We start from the raw sequence: 20,494 nt of genomic DNA, 5'->3' as shown, positions 1-20,494 counted from the left end.
GAACAACAGCGGCTCGGCAGGTATCGACGACGCCTTCTACCTATGGCTGCGCGTGACGTCATACGTTCGTACACGCTCCTATTTTCGAACAAGTCCAATTGTCAGGAGTTGCCCAGGCTCGGTAACTTCCTTCACGCCGCGTGATGCAGCCATCCCGGTCCGACGCGAGAAATGACACGTTTCTCACAGAACCCCGATTGGCATCGACAGCATCACGTTCATCCAGTTTGCGGAGAGGGATATGCCTAGACCACGTTTTTCAGCCGCATGGGCAGCAGCAATGCGCATTTACGCGCCGATAAATTCCGCGGAGAAAGTTGCCTTGACGATTGGTGGCAACGTGGCCACCAATATCCAGCGATGTGACAAAGCAGAAGTGATCAAATTCCCGCCTTCGCTGGGAGGCAGCACCCTGGACAATAGGCACGGGATCGTTCTCTTCGAGGTTTCAGCCTCGTCGATAGCCTGAGAGAGGAATACTATAATGAACAATACCTATGCCTTTGGTACACATCGAGATCTCACGCCAATGGAACTGTTTTTCCTTATCTTTATCGATGAGACATGCAAGGAACTTGGTGTTGACGATGTAGCAGCAGTGGTTGCCATTGTGGCCGGTCAAAATTGGATGCCAACACGAGCAAAGCCCTTTGGTACCACGCCGGGGACTTCTGTTGCGTCGATATTGAGTCGCAAGTATCTGGACTACGATTTGAAGAAGAAAATCCTCCCAACGTTGACCAATGCCAGCGTCAAGCGCTTGAAGTTCATTCTGGTAAGAAACATTGGGGTTTTCGTTGGGCGCGCAGTTCCTGTCGTTGGGTGGGTCATTGCTGCCAAGGATGTCACGATGATCAGCATTCGTTCCGTGTCGCGCTATAACGCGCTTGTTAAGCCTGAGGACAAGGTGTTCTGATGAGCCAGTTTACGTGGGACGAGTTTGAGGATTTCGTGAGAAAGGAGGCCGGTGTCAGCCCCAAAAAAATTCTCACAAAAGATCATGCCGTCGAGGGTGATTTGGATATCACTGGCGACGATGCGGTCGAGTTTATGGAGCGCTTCTTCGATAAATTTCCAGTGCAAGTTGGAGATTTTGAGTTCAATCGCTACTTCTCAGGAGAGGGCTTTAGCTTGATTGAAGTGGCGCGGATGGCTTTCTCCAGAAAACGCCGAGAAAAATATGACAAAGTACCACTGACTCTAGGCATGCTCTATCAGGCTATTTTGGATGGAGAGTGGAGCAATCAGCGCTTGGAATGCCTACCGCGCTGATTGCTCCTAGCCACATAGACCGGTTCATCTTTTAGGCGATGTGTTGGATCTGTGCATACCTCTGGAGTCTGCCATCAGACAAAATCCACTGCTCCGGTGTGTGATGTTCTGGGCCCTGATGTTCGCGGCACAACCCAGCCACGCCACGGATACGTCGTCGTCGCCACAAGCCGGCGCCCGAACCTACGCGCAGAACTACAAGGACATGGTGCTCGCCGAATGCGTCGCGACCGCTTATCGGAATGAACCGTCCGCTGCGATGGACGCGGGAAGCAGCGCCAGTGCACTAATGGATTGGACCGACTTCGATCTGGAACGGAACCCCGACACGGGCAAATCGCTGGTCAATCGTTTTCTTGCACGCGACTATCGCAATCCGGTCGTCGAGTCCGAAATCAAGGGCGTGAGGTTTGATTTTTTGAAATGCCTGGATCTGTATCACAGCCAGGAACTCGAGACCGAAGTCAGGCGATTCGTGATCAACCCGAAGCGCAGCTATCGACTCGACAATCGCTCGTCAGGCCGTTCAAAGTGATGCAGAGGGGAAGTTCAAACCCGTCGACCGCCCTCCTCCGCCAGTTTCGCCGCGCTGCTCAAGCCCCGGCCCGCACAGGCCGTCCATGCCAGCGCAGCACCAGATAGCGCCCGACGAAGCACAGCACGCCGGTGACGCCGATCGTCACGCCCATCGCGAACGGCGTGCCGTCCGCGAGTGCGCCGATCGCGACGCTCGCGAGTGCGCCAAGCGCGAGCTGCATCGCGCCGAACACGGCCGCCGACGCGCCCGCGTTGTGCGGATAGCGGTGCATCAGATCGGTCGTGCAGTTCGCGGACAGGATCCCGACCACGCCGACGACGAAGAACAGGCACACGACGATCGACCACAGCCCGCCCAACCCCGTCAGCGCGACGAACGCGACCGCGAGCGACGCGATGCAGCTCACGAGCGATGCGGCCGAAATGATGCGCAGCGAGCCGATGCGGCCGACGAGCCGCGTGTTCGCGAAGTTGCCGATCATGATCCCGACGACGTTCAGGCCGAATAGCAGCCCGTAGTGCTGCGGCGACACGTGGAAATACTCGATGTACACGAACGGCGTCGCGGTGATGTACGAGAACATCGACGCGAACGCCATCCCGCCACACAGCATGTGCCCCCATGCGACGGGGTCGGACAGGATGCGCCCGTACGACGCGAACGACGCGAGCACGGCCGCGCTCTTGCGCCGCTCCTTCGGCCAGGTTTCGGGCACGCGCAAGTACGCGGTCGTCGCGCATAGCGCGCCGAACACGGCCAGCACGACGAACACGCCGCGCCAGCCGGAGAAACGCAGGATCTGGCCGCCGATCAGCGGCGCGAGCAGCGGCCCGACCGCGGTGACGATCGCGACCATCGACAGCACCTTCGCCGCGTCGCTCGGCTCGTGCGCGTCGCGCGCGATCGCCCGCGCGAGCACCGACGCGGCGCCGGCGCCGAGCGCCTGCAGGAAACGCACGACGATCAGCATGTCGATCGAGCCCGACACGAAGCAGCCGATGCTCGCGAGCGTGAACAGCGCGATTCCGCCGAGCAGCACGGGGCGGCGGCCCCACGTGTCGGACAGCGGGCCGTACAGCAGCATGCCGATCGAGAAGCCGGCCATGAAGCTCGTCAGCGTGCGTTGCGCGGCGCCGGGGCTCACGGAGAAGCCGGCGGCAATCGACGGCAGGCTTGGCAGGTACATGTCGGTGGCGATCGGCCCGCAGGCCGCGAGCGCACCGAGCAACAGGATCAGCCGGGCATCGGGCCGGCGCCGGACGACGTGAGACATGGGTATCCGGAATGGGAGCCCGCGCGCATCGGGGCGCGCGTGGCGGTGAAGACGGGAGGCCGCGCCGCAAGCGGCGCGCTCAGGACCATGATTGTACGCGCAACTTTTTTGCCTGCCCCGGGGCTGCATGCGGCGGCGGCCAGGAACACGCCCGCGCTCGTCGCCCGCCGAACGAGCGCGCGGGTGGATTCGATTAAGCTTGCTGCTTGCCTCTCTTGTCTGACCCATTCGACGTACGACCGAACCGATGACCGCTTTCCTGCTGATCTGGAGCCCCAAGAAATGGCCATGGCCCGAGCTGCCCGACGTCGCCGCGCGCGTGAAGGCCGGCGAGGCCGTGCATGACGTGTGGGGCTGCGGCTTCGCGCGCGGCATCCTGCCGGGCGACCGCGTGTTCCTGCACCGCGTCGCGAAGGAACCGAAAGGTGTGTTCGGCTCCGGCTACGTGACGCGCGCGCCGTACGAGGTGCCCGATCCGTCGACCAAGCGCGGCTACCGGCTGTGCATCGACTTCGTGTACGACTGGCTCGTCGACGCGCATCAGGACGTCGTGATTCCGCGTGACGCGCTGCGCGTGCATCCGTACTCGGTACAGACGTGGGACGCGCAGAGTTCCGGCACGTCGATCAAGCCGATGGTCGAAGGTCCGCTCGAAAAGCGCTGGGCCGAACTGACCGGCAAGCGCAAGCCGCCGCGATAGGCGGAAACCGGCTCGAATCGGGGCCGCCTTCCCGCTTAGGCGCCCCCCTTCGCGCGCCGAAAGGCCGCAGACCGCCCGGCGGGCCTGCCGCGCGTGTCTCCGGTACAATCAGACGATCGTTCCGCCCAGGCGCCGCGGCCCGTGCACAGGCCCCCGCGCCCTTCTCTCGCAGGTTTCGCTCATGTCCAACAATCAGATCCTCTTCGAACGCGCCCAGAAGACCATTCCCGGCGGCGTCAACTCGCCGGTGCGCGCGTTCCGTTCGGTCGGCGGCACGCCGCGTTTCGTCGCGCGCGCGCAAGGCCCGTATTTCTGGGATGCCGACGGCAAGCAGTACATCGACTACATCGGCTCGTGGGGCCCGATGATCGTCGGCCACGTCCATCCCGAAGTGCTGTCGGCCGTGCAAAACGTGCTCGCCGACGGCTTCTCGTTCGGCGCGCCGACCGAAGCCGAGATCGAGATCGCCGAGGAAATCTGCAAGCTCGTGCCGTCGATCGAACAGGTGCGGATGGTGTCGAGCGGCACCGAGGCCACGATGAGCGCGCTGCGTCTCGCGCGCGGCTTCACGGGCCGCAGCCGCATCGTGAAGTTCGAGGGCTGCTACCACGGCCACGCGGACAGCCTGCTGGTCAAAGCCGGCTCGGGCCTGCTGACGTTCGGCAACCCGACGTCGGCCGGCGTGCCCGCCGACATCGCGAAGCACACGACCGTCCTCGAATACAACAACGTCGCCGCGCTGGAAGAAGCATTCGGCGCGTTCGGCGACGAAATCGCCGCGGTGATCGTCGAGCCGGTCGCCGGCAACATGAACCTCGTACGCGGCACGCCCGAATTCCTGAACACGCTGCGCGCGCTGTGCACGAAGCACGGCGCCGTGCTGATCTTCGACGAGGTGATGTGCGGGTTCCGCGTCGCGCTCGGCGGCGCGCAGGCGCACTACGGCATCGCGGCCGACCTCACCTGCCTCGGCAAGGTGATCGGCGGCGGGATGCCGGCCGCCGCGTTCGGCGGCCGCCGCGACATCATGGCCCACCTCGCGCCGCTCGGCGGCGTCTACCAGGCCGGCACGCTGTCGGGCAACCCGATCGCGGTCGCCGCGGGCCTGAAGACGCTGCAGCTGATCCAGGCGCCCGGCTTCTACGACGCGCTCACCGCGCAGACGAAGCGGCTCGCCGACGGCCTCGCGGCCGAAGCGCGCGCGGCCGGCGTGCCGTTCGCGGCCGACTCGATCGGCGCGATGTTCGGCCTGTACTTCGCCGAGCGTGTGCCGACCAGCTTCGCGGAAGTCACGAAGAGCGACACCGAGCGCTTCAACCGCTTCTTCCACCTGATGCTCGACGAGGGCGTGTACTTCGCGCCGTCCGCGTACGAAGCGGGCTTCGTGTCGAGCACGCACGACGACGCGGTGATCGACGCGACGCTCGCGGCCGCGCGCCGCGCGTTCGCGGCACTCGCCGCCTGACCCGGGGGCGCGCGCATGTTCTCGGATACCGATTTCGCCCACATGCAGCGCGCGCTTGCGCTCGCCGCGCGCGGCATGTACACGACCGCGCCGAATCCGCGCGTCGGCTGCGTGATCGTCAAGGACGGCGACGTGATCGGCGAAGGCTTCACGCAGCCGGCCGGCCAGGACCACGCGGAAGTGCAGGCGCTGAAGGACGCGCGCGCGCGCGGCTACGACGTCGCGGGCTCGACCGTCTACGTGACGCTCGAACCGTGCAGCCATTTCGGCCGCACGCCGCCGTGCGCGAACGCGCTGATCGACGCGCGCGTCGCGAAGGTGGTCGCGGCGATGGAAGACCCGAATCCGCAGGTGTCGGGCCGCGGCCTCGGGATGCTGCGCGACGCGGGCATCGACGTGCGCTGCGGGCTGCTCGCGCATGAAGCGGGCGAACTGAACATCGGCTTCGTGTCGCGGATGACGCGCGGCCGGCCGTGGGTGCGGATGAAGACCGCCGCGTCGCTCGACGGCCGCACCGCGCTGCCGTCCGGCGAAAGCCAGTGGATCACCGGCGAGGCCGCGCGCCTCGACGGCCACGCATGGCGCGCACGCGCGTGCGCGATCCTCACCGGCATCGGCACAGTGCGCGAGGACAATCCGCTGCTGACCGTGCGCGGCATCGACACGCCGCGCCAGCCGCAACGCATCCTCGTGGACAGCCGCCTCGACCTGCCGCTCGACGCGCGGCTGCTGGAAGGCGCGCCGCTGCTGATCTTCTGCGGCCGGCTCGACGCCGCCGGCGAAGTCCGCGCGAACGTGCTGAAGTCGCGCGGCGCGGAAATCGTGCCGCTCGCGAATGCGCACGGCAAGGTCGACCTGCCCGCGATGCTGGCGGCGCTCGGCGCGCGCGGCGTCAACGAGTTGCACGTCGAGGCCGGCCACAAGCTGAACGGTTCGCTGCTGCGCGAGCACTGCGTCGACGAATTGCTGGTATATCTGGCGCCGAGCCTGCTGGGCGCCGACGCGGCCGGCATGTTCGATCTCGCCGCGCCGGCCAGCCTCGATGCGCGCACGCGGCTGTCGTTCCACGGTATCGAACGGATCGGCGACGACCTGCGGATCCTCGCGCGCGTCGCGCCGCCCGACGCCTCTCACTGAACGGAATCGTCACGATGTTTACCGGAATTGTCGCGGCCGTCGGCCGCATCGAAACGATCGCCCCGCTCGGCACGTCGGCCGATGCCGGCGTGCGCCTGACCGTGCAGGCCGGCGGGCTCGACCTGGCCGATGTCGCGCTCGGCGACAGCATCGCGATCCAGGGCGCGTGCATGACGGTGATCGAAAAGACCGACGCCACCTTCGACGTCGACGTGTCGCGCGAAAGCCTGAACCGGACGGTCGGCCTCGCGCAGCCCGGCGAAGTGAACCTCGAGAAGGCGCTGCGCGCGCACGATCGCCTCGGCGGGCATATCGTGTCGGGCCATGTGGACGGCCTCGGTACCGTCACGCGCTTCGCGCCGGTCGGCGAGTCGCATGAACTGCGGATCGTCGCGCCACGCGAACTCGGCCGCTATCTCGCGTACAAGGGCTCGATCACGGTGAACGGCGTGAGCCTGACCGTCAATACGGTCGACGACCGCGCGGACGGGTGCGAATTCTCGATCAATCTCATTCCGCATACGGTCGAGGTCACGACGCTGCGTCACGTGAAGGTTGGCGACAAGGTCAATCTTGAAGTCGACATGATCGCGCGGTATGTGGAGCGGATGCTGTCGGCGTCGCAGGGCGTGCATCAGGACTGATCGGGCAACGCCGTCCCATATATGAAATGACGGCTGACGGTTCGGCCTCGTTGCCTAGGCGTCGCCGCAGCCCCGTCGCTCCGCCGAGCGTTGCTCCCGCCCTGCTTCGTGCCGGGCCACCCCGTCGGCGGTCCGAAGCGACAGCATCGTGATCGCGTTCGCTCGATGCCCGTCCGGCCGGCCGACACCTGGCCGAACAGCCAACGACGCGCACGGGTCATGCCGCCGCGCTAAGATGCGTCGACAGCGGTTTCCATGCCGCCACGTACGACGCGCCGCGTCGCGGCCGCCACTCTTCCCATTGGAGTCGTCCCCATGTCCATCTCGATGTACCAGGCTTCGCTGCCCGTCCTGATCCGCGGCCTCACCAACCTGCAGCACATCCTCGGCAAGGCGCAGGCCCATGCGGCCGAAAAGCAGATCGATCCATCGGTATTCATCGGCGCACGCCTCTACCCGGACATGCTCCCGCTCGTCCGCCAGGTCTACATCGCGACCGACACGGCCAAGGGCTGCGCCGCGCGGCTCGCCGGCGCCGAGATCCCGAGCTACCCGGATGTCGAGCAGACCTTCGACGAACTGCATGCGCGCATCCAGAAGACGATCGACTACCTGAAGAGCTTCGACGCCGCGCAGATCGACGGCAGCGAGGCGCGCCAGATCGTGCTGAAGATGCGCGTCGGCCCGATCGAGTTCACCGGCCAGTCGTATTTGCTGAACTTCGTGCTGCCCAATTTCTTCTTCCACGTGACGACCGCGTACGACATCCTGCGCCACAGCGGCGTCGAACTCGGCAAGCTCGACTACCTCGGCGGGCGCAACGAGCACGCGTGACGTGCGGCCGGGCCATGCCCGGCCCGCAACCGTCCGCACCCGCGCGCAGGCCGTCCGCGGCGCTTTCCGGAGTGCTCGCCGGCCCCGCGCGGCCCGCGCCAGCCGAAACGCCGTCCGGCTGGCGTAAAATACGCACTTTCCTCTTTCTCGCCCCCTTATGACGCTCGCCTCCACGCTCGACATCATCGCCGAGCTGAAAGCCGGCCGGATGGTGATCCTGGTCGACGAAGAAGACCGCGAAAACGAGGGCGACCTCGTGATCGCCGCCGAATTCGTCACGCCGGAAGCGATCAACTTCATGGCCAAGTACGGCCGCGGCCTGATTTGTCTGACGTTGACGCAGGAACGCTGCAAGCAGCTTCACCTGCCGCTGATGACCTATCGCAACGGCACGCAGTACGGCACCGCGTTCACGGTCAGCATCGAAGCGGCCGAAGGCGTGACGACCGGCATCTCGGCCGCCGACCGTGCGCACACGATCGCCACGGCGGTCGCGCACGACGTGCGCCCCGAACACATCGTGCAGCCGGGCCACGTGTTCCCGATCATGGCGCAGCCGGGCGGCGTGCTCGTGCGCGCCGGCCATACCGAGGCCGGCTGCGACTTCACCGCGCTCGCCGGGCTGACGCCGGCCGCGGTCATCTGCGAGGTCATCAAGGACGACGGCACGATGGCGCGCCTGCCGGACCTGCTCGAGTTCGCGAAGGAACACGACCTGAAGATCGGCACGATCGCCGATCTGATCCAGTATCGCAGCCGCACCGAATCGATCATCGAGCGGATCGCCGAGCGCACGATGCAGACCGCGCACGGCACGTTCCGCGCGGTGCTGTACCGCGACCAGCCGAGCGGCTCGCCGCACATCGCGCTGGTGCGCGGCACGCCGTCGCCCGACGTCGATACGCCGGCGCGCGTGCACGAGCCGCTGTCGGTGCTCGACCTGCTCGAGACGGGCGTGTCGACCCACTCGTGGACGCTCGACGCGGCGATGCGCGAGATCGCGGCACGCGACCTCGGCGTGATCGTGCTGCTCAACTGCGGCGATACGAAGGAACACCTGATCGACGTCTTCAAGGCGTTCGACGAGGAAGAAAAGGCCGCTGCGCTCAAGCGCCGGCCGGTCGATTTCAAGACGTTCGGCATCGGCGCGCAGATCCTGCGCGATGTCGGCGTCGGCAAGATGCAGGTGCTGTCGAATCCGCGCAAGCTGGGCAGCATGTCCGGCTACGGCCTCGAAGTCACGGGCTTCATTCCGATGCCCGGCGGCGAAGCCACGTCCTGCCCGGCGTCCCACGCGTAACCCGCCACGGCGCTTTCGCCCTATAACCGTTCATCCACACCACGGACCAGATCATGGAAATCGGACAATACCAACCGAATCTCGAAGGCGACGGCCTGCGTATCGGCATCGTGCAATCGCGCTTCAACGAACCCGTGTGCAACGGCCTCGCCGACGCGTGCGTCGAGGAACTGGAACGCCTCGGCGTCACCGGTGAAGACGTGCTGCTCGTGTCGGTGCCCGGCGCGCTGGAAATCCCGCTCGCGCTGCAGAAGCTCGCCGAAAGCGGCCAGTTCGACGCACTGATCGCGCTCGGCGCGGTGATCCGCGGCGAGACCTACCATTTCGAACTCGTGTCGAACGAGAGCGGCGCGGGCATCACCCGCATCGGCCTCGACTTCAACCTGCCGATCGCGAACGCGGTCCTGACGACCGAAAACGACGAGCAGGCCGTCGCGCGCATGACCGAAAAGGGTCGTGACGCCGCGCGCGTCGCCGTCGAGATGGCGAACCTGACGATGGCGCTCGACCAGCTCGGCGACGACGAGGACGAAGAAGAAGACGAAGACGACGAAGAGGAGCGCGCATGAAGAAGAGCGCCCGCCGACAATCGCGCGAGCTGGCGACGCAGGGCCTGTATCAGTGGCTGCTGTCGAACGCGCCCTCCGGCGAGATCGACGCGCAACTGCGCGGCGCGCTCGGTTACGACAAGGCTGACAAGGAACTGCTCGAAGCGATCCTGCACGGCGTGATCCGCGAGCATGCGACGCTCGTCGAAGCGCTGACGCCGTCGCTGGACCGTCCGATCGATCAGCTGTCGCCGGTCGAACGCGCGGTGCTGCTGATCGCGACGTTCGAACTCACGCACCATGTCGAAACGCCGTACCGCGTGATCATCAACGAAGCCGTCGAACTCGCGAAGACGTTCGGCGGCTCCGACGGCTACAAGTACGTGAACGGCGTGCTCGACAAGCTGGCCGCGAAGCTGCGCCCCGCCGAAACGCAGGCGCGTCGCAACGGCTGATACCGTTTGCTTGTCCACGGGCGCGCAAGCGCCCGTTTTTCATTCTTTTCCCCTCCGCCCTGCCCGCCGATGAATACCACCGCCGATTCGCTCGTCACGCTCGCCGCACGTGTCGACGCGATCCAGCCCTTCTACGTGATGGAACTGATGAAGGAGGCACAGCGGCTCGAGTCCTTGGGGCGCGATGTTATCCACATGGGCATCGGCGAGCCGGATTTCACCGCGCCGGAGCCGGTCGTCGAGGCCGCCGCGGCCGCGCTGCGCCGTGGCGTTACGCAGTACACGAGCGCGCTCGGCATCGCGCCGCTGCGCGAGGCGATCGCCGCGCACTACGCGCGCGCGTACGGCCTCGCGATCGCCCCCGAGCGGATCGTCGTCACGGCCGGCGCATCGGCCGCGCTGCTGCTCGCGTGCCTCGCGCTGGTCGGCCGCGACGACGAAGTGCTGATGCCCGACCCGTCGTACCCGTGCAACCGGCACTTCGTCGCGGCGGCCGAAGGTCGCCCGGTGCTCGTGCCGAGCGGCCCGGACGCGCGCTTCCAGCTCACCGAAAACGACGTCCGCACGCACTGGAACGACCGCACGCGCGGCGTGCTGCTGGCGTCGCCGTCGAACCCGACCGGCACGTCGCTCGAACCGGACGAACTGAAGCGGATCGTCGAAGCGGTGCGCGCACGCGGCGGCTTCACGATCGTCGACGAAATCTACCAGGGGCTCAGCTATGACGCCGCGCCCGTGTCGGCGCTGTCGTTCGGCGACGACGTGATCACCGTGAACAGCTTCTCGAAGTATTTCAGCATGACGGGCTGGCGGCTCGGCTGGCTCGTCGTACCGCCCGCGCTCGTCGGCACGTTCGAGAAGCTGTCGCAGAACCTGTTCATCTGCCCGTCCGCGCTCGCGCAACATGCGGCACTTGCTTGTTTCGAACCCGCGACGCTCGACATCTACGAAACACGCCGGCACGAATTCAAGCGCCGCCGCGATTTCATCGCACCGGCGCTCGAGCGGCTCGGCTTCACGGTGCCGGTGATGCCGGACGGTGCGTTCTACGTGTATGCGCATTGCGGCGGCGTCGCCCACCCGGCGGCCGGCGACAGCGCCGCGCTCACGCAGGCGATGCTGCACGACGCGGGCGTGGTGCTGGTGCCGGGCATGGACTTCGGTGTCCATGCGCCGCGCGACTATATCCGCCTGTCCTATGCGACCGCCTACTCGCGGCTCGAAGAGGCCGTCGACCGGCTCGCGACGCTGTTCGGCCAGCGCTGATCTGACGCCACGGCAGGCGCACCGGCCGCTTCAGGCACCGCCCAATAGAAAAAGGCACCCGAATCGGGTGCCTTTTTCATGTCCTGCCGGCCGGAGCCGCACGGAGCGCGTGACGTGTTACGCGCCGAGCTCCGAACGATCGCCGTGCGACTGCTTCGCGGTATCGACGCTCGCATCGTCCTGCGACGCCGCTTCCTTCGGCGCCGCCTTGACCGACGTCGTCCCGTCGAGCGTCGCATGCACGCGCTTCGCGCCGCCTGCCGCGGCCGTCACGGCTGCGGTGACGATCGGCTTCGCGGGTTGCGCGGGCGCCTGCGGCGCGTTGATCGGCACGCTGCGGCCACGCGCGACGTCGCGCAGGCGGCCGCGTTCGGCCATCACCTTCGAGCCGTAGCCGTTGTCGTCGGGGTTCGTCGAGCCGTTGTACAGGCGCAGGCCGCTCGCGAGCGAGCCGCCGCGCGCGATGCAGTCCTTCAGCACCAGGGCGCCGACCTGCAGGTTCGCGAGCGGTTGCAGCGCGGTGTCGGTGCCGCCGAAATACTCGAACTTGTCGGAGTGAACCTTCGACATCACCTGCATCAGCCCCTTCGCGCCGACGCCGCTCTCGGCGTACGGGTTGAAGCCCGATTCGATCGCCATCACGGACAGCAGCAGCAGCGGATCGAGGCCGACGTCGCGACCGGTCTGGAACGCGGCCTTGACGAGCTGGCCGAGCGGCTCCTGCGCGACGCGGTAACGGCGCGACAGATAGGTCGCGACGAGCGCCTGTTCGCGGTTCGACGCGAGCGCGCGATCGTCGCGGGCATCGGCCGCCACGCGCTGAATCGGAATCAGCTTGGCCAGTGCGACCGGCGACGGGCCGTTGCGGGCCGGGTCGGACGCATCGCTCTGGGCGCCTTGAGCGCCCTGAGCGGCGGTTTCCGGCGCGACATCGAGGCCGACCGCAAGCGCATCCGTTTCGGGCGTGTCTTCCTGCTGCGGCTGCGCGCCAGCGGGCGCGAAGTTCGGCAGCGGATGGCCGGACAGCAGACGGGCCGGACCGGCCTGCACGGCCGCGGACACGACCGGCATCAGCTTCGCGGCGAGCGTGCCGCGGACGGTTGGCAGTAGCCACAGTGCAAGCGCAACCGCGACAGCGAAACAGCCGACAACGCTGAATAGATGGTGACTGACACGCGTCCCGCGACGCAGCAAGTTGCGCACGATTTGCGCATGCTGCTCAGTGGGACGCCACGATAACCAAGCGTTCATTCAGATCATCTCCCATGAACATGACTCGTGCGGCTCGCTCAGCTCGATGGCGAGACAGAAAACGCGCCGCGGAATCACGACGCCGCACGCCTTGGTTGGGACGCGCAAGCATCGGGGAAACGGTATAAGTACCGTTCGAGGCCACGGTGTAAGAAGGCCGGCGCCTTCGCACACTGGGCGAGGCGGGCATACGCGGTGGCACCCACGCAAAAAACCAGCGTCTGGTGGCGCTGGCTGGGACTACGACATAAGCCGTCGAAGACGCCGTGCAGGATTCGGCGGACGGTGACGCGCTGCGTCAAAGATCGGTGATTGGCGGCTCGAAGCCTTTTACCCTGCAGCCAATGTGAGCGGATTCTAGCAGGGTTTTATAGATCGTCAACACTATAAAAACTCAAAGCTATAACAAAAAGTAATTTAAAACCCCTCTTCAGAACGCAATCCCCGTGCCGTAGGGGGTTTGCGCGCGGTCGACTTTTTCTCCGCCGGGGCGGTCGCGCGGCTGCCCGGGGTAAAATCGTCGGTCGATTCGGGGTCGTAGCCAGCCGCTGCCCCGCCCATCGCTGCCCGTCCCTGCGGGTGGCTCGGACCTTCTTCATGAAATACAAAGACTTACGCGATTTCATTCAGCGCCTCGAGGCGCTCGGCGAGCTGCGGCGCGTCACGCAGCCCGTGTCGCCCGTGCTCGAAATGACCGAGCTGTGCGACCGCGTGCTGCGCGCCGGCGGCCCCGCGCTGCTGTTCAACGCGCCGCCCGGCCATGCGTTCCCGGTGCTCGGCAACCTGTTCGGCACGCCGCGCCGTGTCGCGCTCGGGATGGGCGTCGATGCGGGCGACGATGCCGCGCTCGGCTCGCTGCGCGACCTCGGGCGCCTGCTGTCCGCGCTGAAGGAACCCGATCCGCCGAAGAGCCTGAAGGACGCCGGCAAGCTGCTGTCGCTCGCGAAGGCGGTGTGGGACATGGCGCCGAAGTCGGTGTCGTCGCCGCCGTGCCAGGAGATCGTCTGGGAAGGCGGCGACGTCGATCTGAACAAGCTGCCGATCCAGACCTGCTGGCCCGGCGATGCGGGGCCGCTCGTCACGTGGGGCCTGACGGTCACGCGCGGGCCGAACAAGTCCCGCCAGAACCTCGGCATCTACCGTCAGCAGTTGATCGGCCGCAACAAGCTGATCATGCGCTGGCTCGCGCATCGCGGCGGCGCGCTCGACTTCCGCGAATTCGCGCTGCAGAACCCGGGCAAGCCGTATCCGGTCGCGGTCGTGCTCGGCGCCGATCCGGCCACGACGCTCGGCGCGGTGACGCCGGTGCCCGATTCGCTGTCCGAATATCAGTTCGCCGGCCTGCTGCGCGGCAGCCGCACGGAGCTCGCGAAGTGCCTGACGCCCGGCGTCGACACGCTGCAGGTGCCCGCGCGCGCGGAGATCGTGCTCGAAGGCTTCATTCATCCGCAGGAAGGCGCACCCGGCCCCGCTCCGGCCGGCGCGCCGCCGCGCCCGGCCGGCCATGCGGCGGCCGCATACGAGCACGCGCTCGAAGGGCCGTACGGCGACCATACCGGCTATTACAACGAGCAGGAGTGGTTTCCGGTGTTCACCGTCGAGCGCATCACGATGCGCCGCGACGCGATCTACCATTCGACCTACACGGGCAAGCCGCCCGACGAGCCCGCGGTGCTCGGCGTCGCGCTGAACGAGGTGTTCGTGCCGCTGCTGCAGAAGCAGTTCACGGAAATCACCGACTTCTACCTGCCGCCCGAAGGCTGCAGCTACCGGATGGCCATCGTCCAGATGAAGAAGAGCTACGCGGGCCATGCGAAGCGCGTGATGTTCGGCGTGTGGAGCTTCCTGCGGCAGTTCATGTATACGAAGTTCATCGTGGTCGTCGACGAGGACGTGAACATCCGCGACTGGAAGGAAGTGATCTGGGCGATCACGACGCGCGTCGACCCCGTGCGCGACACGGTGATGGTCGACAGCACGCCGATCGACTATCTCGACTTCGCGTCGCCGGTGGCCGGACTCGGCTCGAAGATGGGGCTCGACGCGACCAACAAGTGGCCGGGCGAAACGAGCCGCGAATGGGGTCGCCCGATCGAGATGGACGCGGCCGTGAAGGCGCGCGTCGACCGGCTATGGCAGGAGATCGGCCTCTGACGCCACGCGGCCGGCGCGCGCCGGCCCGCGCATCGCACTTGCCGCACGCACCCAGAAGATGAGCTTTCCGCCCGCCTCCATGCTGTCCGACGGATTCTTTCTGTCGCTGTCGTTGTGTCTCGACATCGGCCTCGTGAACGTCGCGATGCTGTCGCTCACGCTGTCGCACGGCTTCCGGCCGGGCTTCTGGCTCGGCATCGGGTCGTGCGTCGGCGATCTCGTCTACGCGGCGCTCGCGCTCGCGGGGATGGCCGTGCTGCTGCAGTTCGAACCGGTGCGCTGGATCGTGTGGATCGGCGGCGGCGCGGTGCTGCTGTTCCTCACGTGGAAGATGGCGCGCGAAGCGTTGACGCCCGCGAAGTCGGCCGACGACGACGCGGACGATGCACCTCCGCCGCGAGCGAGCGCACGACGCAGCTTTCTGCGCGGGATGCTGCTCGCGATGTCGTCGCCCAGCGCGATCCTGTGGTTCGCGGCGGTCGGCGGCGCGCTGATCGCGAAAGCCGGTGCGACCACGCCGGCCACCGCGTCGGTGTTCCTGTCGGGCTTTTTCCTCGGCGGCCTCGCGTGGACGCTGTTCATGTGCACGCTCGCGAGCCAGGGCCGCAAGCGCGCGGGCGCCGGGCTGATGCGTGCGTGCCACGTCGCATCGGCGCTGCTGTTCGCGTACTTCTCGTACAGCGTGATCGTCGGCGGCTACCGCGACCTGATCGTACACGCGGCGTAATCGCGGTCGCGCTGCCGCGCCGGCCACCGCGCCACATGTGAGCCCCAATGAAAAACGGCGCAGCGCCCCTCGCGGGACGTTGCGCCGTTTTGCCGCGCGCGGTCAGGCCGCGCGGGACGAATCAGCGACGCCAGTAGCCATGATGGCCCCAGCCGCCGTAACCATGGCGCCAGTACGGGCGACCGTAGTAGCCACCACCGTAGCCGCCGACGACCACCGCGGGCGGCGGCGCGTAGTAGGCCGGCGCCGGCGCGTAGTACACGGGCGGAGGCGGCGGCGCGTAGTACACGGGCGGCGGCGGTGCGTAGACGGGGTAAGCGGGTGCGACCGGGATGCCGATGCCGACCCCGATCGACACGTGAGCCTGCGCGGCGCTCGCGGCACCCAGGCCCAGCGCGGCGGCGGCGATGAACGGAATGAGCTTTTTCACTTCGATTCTCCTGCTGGAGCGGTATTTTAGGCGCTCCTGTCGGCAACGGCGGGCATGCACGTCGCATGGAAGCAATGTAGCGAAAACCCGCCCCGCGCGTATCGTCCATTTGTTGCAAATTGCAATTGCACGCGGCCGCAGCGGCCGTCCGGCGCGGCGCCCGACATGGGCCGCGTTCCTTGCCGGTCGCGCGATTCCGTCCGAGGGATCGGGTCGCGGCACGCCGACCGGTCAGTCTTACCGGATCCGGCGGGCGCAGCGGGCACGCGTACGTAATGAACGATTACAAATTCGAGACAACATGCCGACATTCCAGGCCGGATGCGGCGGCGCGGTGTTTAGGGGTCGGATTCCGCGCCCCTGATTCGCCGCGGTGGCGGACGCCGCCGCGCATCGGCCTCACTGCCTACCGGTAATTCATACACGCGGCAGCCCCGCAGCCGGCCTTCCGCGAAATGGCCGTCATTCCTGCGATACTGGCGGTTGCTTCGTTTTTGCTGACATCCGCCGCCATGCCGCTTCCCGACACACCCCGCCTCGGCTTCATCGGCGCCGGCCGCCTCGCGCGGTGTGTCGCGCAGCGTTTCGCGCAGGCCGGCTTCCCCGTCGTCGCGATCGCGAGCCGCACGCCCGCGTCGGCCGCCGGCCTCGCCGCGCGCATCGCCGGTTGCCGCGCGGTCGATAACCCGCAGCAGGTGGTCGACGCCGCCGAGCTGATCTTCCTGACCACCCCCGACGATCATCTCGCGTCGAGCGCCGCGGCGCTGCGCTTCGACGCATCGCGCGCGGCCGGCCAGGCGGTCGTCCATTGCAGCGGCGCATCGCCGGTCGCGCTGCTCGATCCGGCGAAGCAGCAAGGCGCGGCCACCGGCGGCTTCCATCCGCTCTATCTGTTCGGCGGCACCGACGCCGACCTCGCACGCATCGACGGCTGCTCGGTCACGATCGAAGCGGACGGTGCGCTGCACGCGACGCTGCTGCGACTTGCCGCCGCACTCGGCTGTCATCCGCTGTCGATTCCGGCCGGCGGCCGGATGCTGTATCACGCGGCCGCCCACTACGCGGCGAGCTTCGCGCTGTGTGGGCTGTCGGAAGCGGTCGAGCTGTGGCGCGGCCTCGGTTTCGACGAGGACGCCGCGCTGCGCGCGCTGTTGCCGATGCTCGCCGGCACGATCGAGACCGCGCGCGACAAGGGGCTCGCGAATGCGCTGGCCGGGCCGGTATCGCGCGGCGACACGGCCATCGTCGAGCGCCAGCTCGCGCTGCTCGAAGCGCGCGGCGGCGATCACGCGGCGCTGTATGCGCTGCTGACGCGCCGCGCGGTCGCGCTCGCGGCGAAGCGCGCGCCGCCGCCGGCATCGCTGCCGGCGCTGGCCGAAGCCGTCGAAACCTCGCTGGCGCGGATGGCCGCCCACCCCGCCGCGCCCCCCTCCCCGTCGCGCGACGAGGCGTGATAAGGTGTCGGCCGATGCGCCGCCAACCGGCGTTGGCGGCCGCACGCTACTGACTGTATAAAAAGGATGCCAACGATGTTCGGCGAGATCGCCCGTTTTCTGCTCAATACCGTCTTCACGCTATTCGGCGCCGCGCTGATTCTGCGCGTCTGGATGCAGGCCGTCCGCGTGCCGCCGTACAACCCCGTCACGCAAGCCGTGCTGCAGGCGACCAACTGGCTCGTGCTGCCGCTGCGCCGCGTGATCGCGGGCGTACGCGGCATCGACTGGGCCAGCGTCGTCGCCGCACTGCTCACCGCGCTCGTCTATGTCGTGCTGATGGTCGTGATGGCCGGCTTCGATCCGGCCGCCGTGATCGCGACGCTCGTCGTGGTCGCGCTGCTCACCGTCGTGAAGTGGGCGCTCAACCTCGTGATCTGGATGACGATCCTGATGGCGCTGCTGTCGTGGCTCAACCCGCGCTCGCCGGCAATGCCGATCCTCTACCAGCTCACCGCGCCGTTCCTGAACCCGCTGCGCCGCGTGATTCCGAACCTCGGCGGCATCGACCTGTCGCCGATCCTGCTGTTCGTGATCGTGCAGGTGCTGCTGATGATCGTCACGCGCGCCGCCGTGTCGCTGACGATGTTCGGCATCTGATCCGGCGCGACACCTACGCTGCCGGCCCCTGCGCCGGCGGTGCGCCGAGCGTGTCGATCACGCCGAACTGCGCGGGCATCATCGCGTAGCACACGCGCACTTTCTCGTGCGACAGCCGCTCGAGCAGCCGCTGCGCTTCGTCCTCGGTGACGACGAATTCGACCTCGATCGCGAGCGAACCCTGCAGTTCGAAGAAGCGATCCTCGTGCAGCACGCGATGCTGGCCGAAACCGGCCATCGCGCGAAACGCGGAACCGCCCGCGACGCCCATCCGGTTCGCCTCTTCCAGCAGCCATTCCCACAGCGGCTTCCAGTGCAGCCGGTGCTGCTCGTGCACGTAGAAGCGCAAAAAGACCCTGTCCATCGCTCCCTCCGATGGCGGCCCGCTCAGGCCGCCGCGAGCCACGCGCGCGCGGTCCACATGCCGAGCGCCGTCAGCGCGAACGATCCAGTCAAGTGTAGGACAGCCACCGCCAACGCCCATCCGAATTCGCCGTCGAGCGCGTGCGTCATCACTTCGACCGAATAGGTCGAGAACGTCGTGAGGCCGCCGAGAAAGCCCGTGATCACGAATAGCCGCCATTCGGGCGGCAACCCGACGCGAACGGTGAATACGACGGCGGCCATGCCGATCACGTAGCCGCCGAGCAGGTTCGACACGAGCGTGCCGAGCGGCACCGCGGGAAAGACCGCGTTGAGCGCGAGACTCAGGAACCAGCGCAGCAACGCGCCGAGGCCGGCGCCGACGAAGATCGCGACGATCGAATAGAACAAGGGCACCTCTCACGGACGACGCCACGCGGCGCACGCGGCTACGCTGAACTGTATGCGGAATCGCGCCGCGCCGGCAATGCCGACGGGCCGTGCAGGCAGACGGCGGAGCGTGTCGCGTTCGCATGACGCGTTTCACGATTTCCCTGCGCGCGCCGTCGTGGATATTTACCGGACAATTACATCCGACATTACAAACCGATTTTTAATTTGCCGATTATTTATCAGCTGTTTAAAAACCGATAAAGCAGTTCGATCGTGCGCACAGGTTAACCCTGCACAACGCTTGTCCCATCGAGGTTCCACGTACTTTCCCTTATCAGACATTCCCGTATCCAGTCGATATTCGATGTCGTTATCGTCGTCGATTTCGTAGAATTGTTTCGCCACCCTACTCCATCGACATGGAGACTCGAAAAATGAACAATATCCGCCTGTCATCCATGTTGATCCCGGCGCTGTGCGCGTCGCTGCTCGCGTCGGGCGTCGCGCTCGCCGACGGCAACGGGCCGCCGTCCTACGTCGAAGGCAACCGCGCACCGAAAGGATTCGCGCGCCCGCCGTTCCACACGAAGCCACGCGCAAGCACCGCCACGATCGCCGGCCTCACGCCGGCGCTCGCGCGGCATGCCTACGGGTTCGACGCGATCGCGAACCAGGGCGACGGGATGGTCGTCGCGATCGTCGACGCGTACGACGACCCGAAGATCGAAGCCGATCTCGGCGTGTTCAGCACTGCGTTCTCGCTGCCGGCCTGCACGTCGTCGAACGGCTGTTTCACCAAGGTGTATGCCCACGGTGCGCGGCCCAAGCCCAATGCAGGCTGGTCGCTCGAGATCTCGCTCGACGTCGAATGGGTGCATGCGATCGCGCCGAAGGCGAAGATCGTGCTCGTCGAGGCGGCATCGGCCAGCTTCAGCGACCTGATGGCCGCGGTCGACGTCGCGGTCAAGCGCGGCGCGTCGGTCGTGTCGATGAGTTTCGGCGGCAACGAATTCAGCAGCGAGACCGGCTTCGACAGCCACTTCAACGTACCGGGCGTGACGTTCGTCGCGTCGTCCGGCGACAGCGGCACCGGCACCGAATACCCGGCCGCGTCGCCTTACGTGGTGTCCGTCGGCGGCACGACGCTGTCGTCCGATACGGCCGGCAATTACATCGGCGAGACGGCGTGGAGCGGCAGCGGCGGCGGTGTGAGCAGCGTCGAGGCCGAGCCGGCCGGCCAGACCGCGTGGCCGATTCCGGTGGCCGGCAAGCGCGGCGTGCCGGATGTCAGTTACGACGCGAATCCGTCCAGCGGTTTCGCGGTGTACGACTCGGTCACCTATCAGGGGCAGGCCGGCTGGTTCCAGGTCGGCGGCACGAGCGCGGGCGCGCCGCAATGGGCGGCGCTCGTCGCGATCGCGAATTCGCTGCGCACGGCGGCCGGCAAGACATCGTTGAGCGGCGCCTACGACACGCTCTATGCGGTCGGCAAAACCGCGTACGGCAGCGACTTCCACGATGTGACGACCGGATCCAACGGCAATTGCGGCAGCGTCTGCAACGCGGCGGGCGGCTACGACTACGTGACGGGCCTCGGTTCGCCGATCGCGCCGGCGCTCGTGCAGGCGCTCGTCGCGCGGCCGTAATCGCG

The 20,494-nt window shown here is 66.9% G+C and carries 23 protein-coding genes; 18 read left to right on the top strand and 5 right to left on the bottom strand.

The window, feature by feature from the left end:
• Positions 1–241 precede the first annotated feature (241 nt).
• From KR541_RS04405 to KR541_RS04390, 4 genes are all read left to right on the top strand, one after another.
• Positions 242–469: a hypothetical protein gene (locus KR541_RS04405; protein ID WP_124629860.1), complete on the top strand. Its 228-nt coding sequence runs from the start codon at positions 242–244 to the stop codon at positions 467–469.
• 15 nt (positions 470–484) lie between these two features.
• Positions 485–916 (top strand): STM2901 family protein, encoded by a 432-nt coding sequence (locus KR541_RS04400; protein WP_060313020.1) that lies wholly within the window; start codon positions 485–487, stop codon positions 914–916.
• Positions 916–1,272, top strand: coding sequence for a DUF1493 family protein (locus KR541_RS04395; protein ID WP_089488241.1), 357 nt, complete (start codon positions 916–918; stop codon positions 1,270–1,272). The genes KR541_RS04400 and KR541_RS04395 overlap by 1 nt, the downstream gene beginning before the upstream one ends.
• A 103-nt stretch (positions 1,273–1,375) precedes the next feature.
• Positions 1,376–1,807, top strand: coding sequence for a type VI secretion system amidase immunity protein Tai4 (locus KR541_RS04390; protein ID WP_089488240.1), 432 nt, complete (start codon positions 1,376–1,378; stop codon positions 1,805–1,807).
• Positions 1,808–1,865: 58 nt separating this feature from the next.
• Here the strand turns inward: KR541_RS04390 and KR541_RS04385 are convergent, their stop codons facing one another.
• Complete coding sequence (locus KR541_RS04385; RefSeq protein ID WP_089488239.1) at positions 1,866–3,083, bottom strand: Bcr/CflA family multidrug efflux MFS transporter; 1,218 nt, start codon at positions 3,081–3,083, stop codon at positions 1,866–1,868.
• A 247-nt stretch (positions 3,084–3,330) separates the two neighbouring features.
• On the opposite strand from KR541_RS04385, the gene KR541_RS04380 reads away from it, so the two are divergent.
• From KR541_RS04380 to KR541_RS04340, 9 genes are all read left to right on the top strand, one after another.
• Positions 3,331–3,783 carry a hypothetical protein gene (locus tag KR541_RS04380; protein WP_012328082.1) on the top strand — a complete coding sequence of 151 codons (453 nt, stop codon included), beginning with the start codon at positions 3,331–3,333 and terminating at the stop codon, positions 3,781–3,783.
• Positions 3,784–3,964: 181 nt separating this feature from the next.
• Positions 3,965–5,248, top strand: coding sequence for a glutamate-1-semialdehyde 2,1-aminomutase (gene hemL / locus KR541_RS04375; protein ID WP_050011610.1), 1,284 nt, complete (start codon positions 3,965–3,967; stop codon positions 5,246–5,248).
• Positions 5,249–5,263: 15 nt separating this feature from the next.
• Positions 5,264–6,385: a bifunctional diaminohydroxyphosphoribosylaminopyrimidine deaminase/5-amino-6-(5-phosphoribosylamino)uracil reductase RibD gene (gene ribD / locus KR541_RS04370; RefSeq protein ID WP_050011611.1), complete on the top strand. Its 1,122-nt coding sequence runs from the start codon at positions 5,264–5,266 to the stop codon at positions 6,383–6,385.
• Between the two features lie 14 nt (positions 6,386–6,399).
• A complete protein-coding gene (locus KR541_RS04365) occupies positions 6,400–7,029 on the top strand; it encodes a riboflavin synthase (protein ID WP_050011612.1) in 630 nt (209 codons plus the stop codon).
• A gap of 315 nt (positions 7,030–7,344) precedes the next feature.
• The gene (locus KR541_RS04360) at positions 7,345–7,863 is read left to right on the top strand and encodes a DUF1993 domain-containing protein (protein WP_050011613.1); all 519 of its coding nucleotides are present in this window, start codon (positions 7,345–7,347) and stop codon (positions 7,861–7,863) included.
• Between the two features lie 157 nt (positions 7,864–8,020).
• Positions 8,021–9,163 carry a bifunctional 3,4-dihydroxy-2-butanone-4-phosphate synthase/GTP cyclohydrolase II gene (gene ribBA / locus KR541_RS04355; RefSeq protein WP_050011614.1) on the top strand — a complete coding sequence of 381 codons (1,143 nt, stop codon included), beginning with the start codon at positions 8,021–8,023 and terminating at the stop codon, positions 9,161–9,163.
• A 53-nt stretch (positions 9,164–9,216) separates the two neighbouring features.
• On the top strand, positions 9,217–9,732 hold the full coding sequence (gene ribH, locus KR541_RS04350; RefSeq protein ID WP_006476661.1) for a 6,7-dimethyl-8-ribityllumazine synthase: 516 nt from the start codon (positions 9,217–9,219) through the stop codon (positions 9,730–9,732).
• Positions 9,729–10,166, top strand: a complete 438-nt coding sequence (gene nusB / locus KR541_RS04345; protein WP_050011615.1) for a transcription antitermination factor NusB — start codon at positions 9,729–9,731, stop codon at positions 10,164–10,166. Before ribH ends, nusB begins: the two co-directional genes overlap by 4 nt.
• 69 nt (positions 10,167–10,235) lie before the next feature.
• Entirely contained in the window at positions 10,236–11,432 is a 1,197-nt protein-coding gene (locus KR541_RS04340; RefSeq protein WP_216089387.1) for a pyridoxal phosphate-dependent aminotransferase, read from the top strand.
• Between the two features lie 117 nt (positions 11,433–11,549).
• Here KR541_RS04340 and KR541_RS04335 read toward each other — a convergent pair whose 3' ends face one another.
• Positions 11,550–12,683: a lytic transglycosylase domain-containing protein gene (locus tag KR541_RS04335; protein WP_089488237.1), complete on the bottom strand. Its 1,134-nt coding sequence runs from the start codon at positions 12,681–12,683 to the stop codon at positions 11,550–11,552.
• Positions 12,684–13,280: 597 nt separating this feature from the next.
• On the opposite strand from KR541_RS04335, the gene KR541_RS04330 reads away from it, so the two are divergent.
• Both KR541_RS04330 and KR541_RS04325 read left to right on the top strand, forming a co-directional pair.
• Positions 13,281–14,837, top strand: a complete 1,557-nt coding sequence (locus KR541_RS04330; RefSeq protein WP_209939045.1) for a UbiD family decarboxylase — start codon at positions 13,281–13,283, stop codon at positions 14,835–14,837.
• Between the two features lie 58 nt (positions 14,838–14,895).
• Positions 14,896–15,564 (top strand): LysE family translocator, encoded by a 669-nt coding sequence (locus KR541_RS04325; RefSeq protein ID WP_089488235.1) that lies wholly within the window; start codon positions 14,896–14,898, stop codon positions 15,562–15,564.
• Positions 15,565–15,685: 121 nt separating this feature from the next.
• On the opposite strand, the gene KR541_RS04320 is transcribed toward KR541_RS04325, so the two are convergent.
• Positions 15,686–15,994, bottom strand: coding sequence for a hypothetical protein (locus KR541_RS04320; protein ID WP_050011620.1), 309 nt, complete (start codon positions 15,992–15,994; stop codon positions 15,686–15,688).
• A 512-nt stretch (positions 15,995–16,506) separates the two neighbouring features.
• Between KR541_RS04320 and KR541_RS04315 the strand changes: the two genes are divergently transcribed.
• Positions 16,507–17,448: a Rossmann-like and DUF2520 domain-containing protein gene (locus KR541_RS04315; RefSeq protein ID WP_050011621.1), complete on the top strand. Its 942-nt coding sequence runs from the start codon at positions 16,507–16,509 to the stop codon at positions 17,446–17,448.
• 75 nt (positions 17,449–17,523) lie between these two features.
• Entirely contained in the window at positions 17,524–18,087 is a 564-nt protein-coding gene (locus KR541_RS04310; protein WP_006488584.1) for a YggT family protein, read from the top strand.
• A gap of 13 nt (positions 18,088–18,100) precedes the next feature.
• Here KR541_RS04310 and KR541_RS04305 read toward each other — a convergent pair whose 3' ends face one another.
• Both KR541_RS04305 and crcB read right to left on the bottom strand, forming a co-directional pair.
• A complete protein-coding gene (locus KR541_RS04305) occupies positions 18,101–18,451 on the bottom strand; it encodes a DUF190 domain-containing protein (RefSeq protein WP_050011622.1) in 351 nt (116 codons plus the stop codon).
• A gap of 23 nt (positions 18,452–18,474) precedes the next feature.
• Positions 18,475–18,861: a fluoride efflux transporter CrcB gene (gene crcB / locus KR541_RS04300; RefSeq protein WP_050011623.1), complete on the bottom strand. Its 387-nt coding sequence runs from the start codon at positions 18,859–18,861 to the stop codon at positions 18,475–18,477.
• A 416-nt stretch (positions 18,862–19,277) separates the two neighbouring features.
• Here crcB and KR541_RS04295 point away from each other — a divergent pair, with 416 nt between their 5' ends.
• Complete coding sequence (locus KR541_RS04295; RefSeq protein ID WP_050011624.1) at positions 19,278–20,489, top strand: S53 family peptidase; 1,212 nt, start codon at positions 19,278–19,280, stop codon at positions 20,487–20,489.
• Positions 20,490–20,494 lie beyond the last annotated feature (5 nt).

Origin of the sequence: Burkholderia sola (genome assembly GCF_905400185.1) — a bacterium.
Lineage (GTDB): Bacteria > Pseudomonadota > Gammaproteobacteria > Burkholderiales > Burkholderiaceae > Burkholderia > Burkholderia sola.
This window is presented reverse-complemented; position numbering and strand designations above follow the sequence as displayed.